Here is a 4,739-nt window from a genome sequence, read left to right on the forward strand (position 1 = left end):
GTCCGGGTCGATGTCGCGCCGCACGGCAAGCGCGTCGTCCCAGCGCGGATAAAGCTTCTTGAAGTCCGCCGCCTTCAGGCTGTGCATCTTTCCCCAATGCGGCCTGCCGCCATACTTCAAGAAGATCGGCTCGGCGGCGCGCATGAAGGGCAATGGGTCGTTCGCCGCGTCGTGGTGGATGGCGATCGAGCAGGTCAGCCTCTTGTAGAAGGGCGAAAGCCAGAATTCGTCGGGCGCCACAGAGCGCACCTCCATCGGGAAATAGACTTCCGGAAAGTGTTTTTCGGTCAGCGCGATGATCTCGGCCAATGCCTTCGGACCTTCCTCGTAAGGCAGGTGGTACTCCATCTCGTTGAATTTGGTGCGACGGTCGCTGACATAGACATTGAGCCAGTCCTGCACATAATCCTCGGCCGGCACCTTTTTGACCGCGCCCTTGATCAGCGCGCGGCGCAACGACGGCAGCCGGCGCAGCACGGTGCGTAGCTTGCGCAATGTCGCCAGCCCTTCCTCGTCGTCCTCTGTCGGCCGCTGCGTCGGCTGGGCATCGCTCAGGTCGCTGGCGATGAACTGCGCATAGCCGGAAAACGGGATGTAGTAGAATTCGGCCGAACGGTGCGCGGCCATCATCCTTTCAAAATCGCGCAGCATGTCGCCGATCGGCAGCACCCATTTGCGGCGGCGCAGGCGGTAGGCCGCGATGTTGTTCATCGTCACTTCGGTGAGAATGCCGAAAGCGCCCAGCGCGACGCCGGTGGCGTGGATCATGTCCTGATCATTCGCCCGGCCATAATCGCGCAGCTTGCCCTGCCCGTCGACGAGCTGCACCGCCTCCAGCTGCGTGTGATAGGCGCCGAGCGTCGGACCCGAGCCATGCGTTGCCGTGCCGAGCGCGCCGCCGATCGCCTGCTTGTCGATGTCGCCCATATTGGGCAGGCCCTGGCCGATGTCCTGCAGGATATGCATCAGGGCGCCCAGCCTGGTCCCCGCCCTCACCCGCGCCCGGTTGTTCGCGGCATCGTGCGAGATCAGCCCTTCGATCTTCTCCAGCGAGACGATAGTGCCGTCCGACTGCACCAGCGGCGTGAAGGAATGGCCGGCGCCGGCGACGCGCAGCGGTGCGGGCGCCTTGCGCACCAGCTCGGCCAGTTCGCCGGCGTCGGCGGGCGTCGCGATTGATTGCGGGGAGGCTGTGACGAAGCCGGACCAGTTGCTCCAGGCTTTTGCCATCATGATCCTCCTCTCAGGGCTGGCCGCGGCGGCGCGCGACCAGCACGAAGACGCCGAGCAAAAGCACGCTCGCCAAAGCGGTGGCGGCGGCAAATTCCGGCACCGGCCGGAAATTATCGCCTTCGATCAGAAGCGAGGCGGCGACCGGGCCGATGGCGAGGCCGAAGAGTTGGGCGGCCGGCACCAGGAGGGCGGCGGTGCGCGTCTCGTCGGCGGTGATGGCGAGGCGGATCTGGTACGGCACGATGAAGAGCAGGATGAAGTCCATCACCAGCGCCACTGCCCAGAACACCGAAAGACCCGGGCCGGACGCCAACAGCACCGAGCTGATCGCCGCGACGATGCCGATGATCGTGATGGCAAAGCGATAGTCGATGCGCGCCTCGAAGATTGTCGCGGTCATGGCGCCGATCACCTGCGCGGCAAGGCTTGCCGAAACCATCAGGCCGACGGTGCGGCCGTCGATGCCGAACTGCGCGCCGATCGGCTCGAGAAAAGCCCAGACGGCGCCGAAGAACATGAAATAGCAGAAGATCGACAAAAGCGCGGTGATCGCCGGCACGGTCGCGACATTGGCGAACTGCTCTTCCTTGGGAAGGTCGGCATAGTCGTAGGGCACGGTCCAGGCGACGGCGAGCGAAAGCAGACAGACGATGCCGAGCGCGATGAAGCCGCCGGCCGAGCCTGCTCGCGGCACGGCATAGAGCGCGAGGATCAGCGCCAGCGCGCATTGCGCCAAGGTCTGCAGCGTGACGAAATAGCCGCCGATGCGCTCGGCCCGGCGTGAGCGGGCGATCAGCTCCGTCGCGACGGCGACCAGCCCGCCCTCCGCGAGGCCAGCCAGCATGCGTGCGCCGATCACCGCATTGGGGCTGCCGGCGTAAGCGGTCCAGACATTGGCAAGCGCCAAAAGCACGAGCAGCACCGCGCTTTTCCAGCGCATGTTCCTGGCGGGGAGCAGCATCGCCACGATCGCCGAGCCGATGGCGATGGCGATCATCTCGGCGGTGGCGACCAGCGCAAGCTCGTCGCCGGTGACGTGACCTTCTGCGTAGAGCGCGCCGAGCAGCACCGGCTGCAAGCCGAGGATGAGCAGGCCGACCGAGCCGACCCAAAGCGCCGAGGCCAGTTGCAGCCCGGTCGGATTGCCGACAAGCCAATCGCCATTTTCCGCCTGCGCGGCTTGCGATGCGGTCATGAGGCGCTCTCCCTTGCAGCTCGGTCGGAAAGCTGACAAGTTGTCAGCATTTGGCGAAACTGATACTTGATCATGTTTCTTGTCAACCGCGAATTCGCGTGAGTGATTTGGCGCATGACGCAGACGAGGCGAAAAGCGACGGAACCGCGGCGCAGGCCCAAACAGGAGCGCAGCCGCGAGCGCATCGACGCGATCCTCGCCACGACCATGCGGCTGATCGGCGAAAAAGGCATCGACGCGGTGACGATGAAGGAGGTGGGCGCGCTGGCCGGAGGGCCGATCGCCACCGTCTATCATTATTTTCCGTCGAAGTCGGCGATCCTGGCGATGCTCTACGAGCGCTTTTCCGAGGAAAGCCGGGCGCGGCTCCGCGAGATCGTCGCGAATGTGCGGGAACGCGAGGACGTGATGCCGGCAGCGGACCGGCTGCTCGATGATTATCGCGGCCGCGTGGCCGGCGATCCGGCAATCCAGGATTTGCAGAACGCGATCCAGGCCGACAAGGCGCTCAAGAATCTCGATATCGCCGAGACCAAGCGGCAAGCGGAGATGTTCTGCGAAACGGTCGTCCCGTTGATCGAGCCTGAGCAACGCGAGGCTTTCGCCCGGATCGTGTTCCTGATCTTCCAGCTCGCCGGCGGCGTCGTGCGGCTGGCGCTGACGCAAGACGAGGCGGAAGGACGGATGACGATCGAGGATTATCGCTCGATCATCCATGCGCAGTTGCGGTTGTTTCTCTGAGCGCGGTCAGGGATCCAGCTTCGGCCCCAGAATCTCCACCAGCCAATCCACAAACACCCTCACCCTTGGCGAAAGCTGGCGGCTCGGCGGATAAAGCACCGAGATCGGCGTCGGCGTCGGCGGATTGTCCGGCAGCACCTCGATCAGCCGGCCCGCTTCGATGTCGGCGGCGAAGCGGCGGCGCGGCGCCTGGTAGAGGCCGAAACCCTGACGCACCAGCGTGGCGGCCGTGTCGGAATTGGAAACCGTGACGCGCGACGGCAGCACGATCTCGCGGGTCTTGCCGTCGACGGTGAATTCCAGCGGCATCACCTGGCCGGTGCGGGACGAGACGAAGCCGATCATCATATGCCCGGCAAGCTCCTCCAGGGTGCGCGGCAGTCCGTGGCGCTCGACATAGGCGGCGCTGGCAATCGTCGTCTCGCGGGCCATGCCGATGCGGCGCGCGATCATATCGCTGTCGGGCAGCGTGCCGGCACGGACCACGCAATCGACACCCTCGCGCACCAGGTCGACGAAGCGGTCACCCTCGCCGATATGCACGCTGAGTCCTGGATAGCGGGCAAGCAGGGCCGGCAGTTCCGGAATGACGAAGGTGCGGGCCATGTTGCCGTTGATGTCGATGCTGAGCCGGCCGCGCACTTCACGCGCGCCAAAGGCGCCCTCGGCGTCCTCGATATCGGCCAGGATGCCGATGCAGCGCTGGTAATAGGCTTCGCCGTCAAGCGTCGTGGTGACATGGCGTGTGGTGCGGCGGAGCAATTGCACGCCGAGCCGCTCTTCGAGCTGCTTGATCGCGGCGGTGGCGCTGGAGCGCGGCAGGCCAAGATCGGCCGCGGCGGCGGTGAAGCTGCGCCGCTCCACGAGCCGGGTGAATAACCGCATGCTGTCGAACCGGTCCATGACCGATTGTTCGCACAGACTGAATAGTGTTGGCAATGCAGAGGCGATTATATCGGGCACTCAGGCGAGTATATGCGTCTCCATCCACCCAGAAGGAGATTTCGCCATGACCACTCGCCCCATCGCCCTCATCACCGGCGGCAGCCGCGGCCTCGGCCGCAACACGGCGCTCAACCTCGCCCACAAGGGCGTCGACGTCATCATCACCTATCGCTCGCGCGCCGACGAGGCCAAGGCGGCGATTGCCGAGATCGAGGTCGCCGGTGGCCGCGCCGCCGCGCTCGAACTCGACGCGGGCGCCGTCGCCAGCTTCCCGGCATTCGTCGAAGCGTTGAAGAAGACGCTTCACCAGACCTGGCAGCGCGACCGCTTCGACTATCTCGTCAACAATGCCGGCACCGGCCTGCGCAAGATGATCGCCGAGACGACCGAAGCGGAATTCGACACGCTGATGAACACCCATCTCAAAGGCGTGTTCTTCCTCACCCAGGCACTGCTGCCGCTGATCAACGATGGCGGCCGCATCATCAACATATCGAGCGGGCTGGCGCGCTTCGCCGCTCCCGGTTCGTCGGCCTATGCGATGATGAAGGGCGGCATCGAGGTGTTCACGCGCTACCTCGCCAAGGAACTCGGGCAGCGCGGCATCACCGCCAACACCGTGGCG

General features: G+C 65.1%; 5 protein-coding genes. 2 read left to right on the plus strand and 3 right to left on the minus strand.

All coding sequences use genetic code 11. From position 1 onward, the window contains the following. Both EOD07_RS23180 and EOD07_RS23185 read right to left on the minus strand, forming a co-directional pair. Nucleotides 1-1,230: D-arabinono-1,4-lactone oxidase (locus tag EOD07_RS23180; RefSeq protein ID WP_127237113.1), on the minus strand; the 1,230-nt coding region annotated here is incomplete at its 3' end. 13 nt (nt 1,231-1,243) lie between these two features. Next, a complete protein-coding gene (locus EOD07_RS23185; protein ID WP_127237114.1) occupies nt 1,244-2,428 on the minus strand; it encodes an MFS transporter in 1,185 nt (394 codons plus the stop codon). A gap of 114 nt (nt 2,429-2,542) precedes the next feature. Between EOD07_RS23185 and EOD07_RS23190 the strand changes: the two genes are divergently transcribed. Then, the gene (locus tag EOD07_RS23190; protein WP_127237115.1) at nt 2,543-3,169 is read left to right on the plus strand and encodes a TetR/AcrR family transcriptional regulator; all 627 of its coding nucleotides are present in this window, start codon (nt 2,543-2,545) and stop codon (nt 3,167-3,169) included. A gap of 6 nt (nt 3,170-3,175) precedes the next feature. On the opposite strand, the gene EOD07_RS23195 is transcribed toward EOD07_RS23190, so the two are convergent. Further along, nucleotides 3,176-4,072 carry a LysR family transcriptional regulator gene (locus tag EOD07_RS23195; RefSeq protein ID WP_127237116.1) on the minus strand — a complete coding sequence of 299 codons (897 nt, stop codon included), beginning with the start codon at nt 4,070-4,072 and terminating at the stop codon, nt 3,176-3,178. A gap of 106 nt (nt 4,073-4,178) precedes the next feature. On the opposite strand from EOD07_RS23195, the gene EOD07_RS23200 reads away from it, so the two are divergent. After that, nucleotides 4,179-4,739 (plus strand): SDR family NAD(P)-dependent oxidoreductase (locus tag EOD07_RS23200; protein ID WP_127237117.1); only part of this gene is annotated, 561 nt, incomplete at its 3' end.

It is taken from the genome of Mesorhizobium sp. M2C.T.Ca.TU.002.02.1.1, assembly GCF_003997225.1.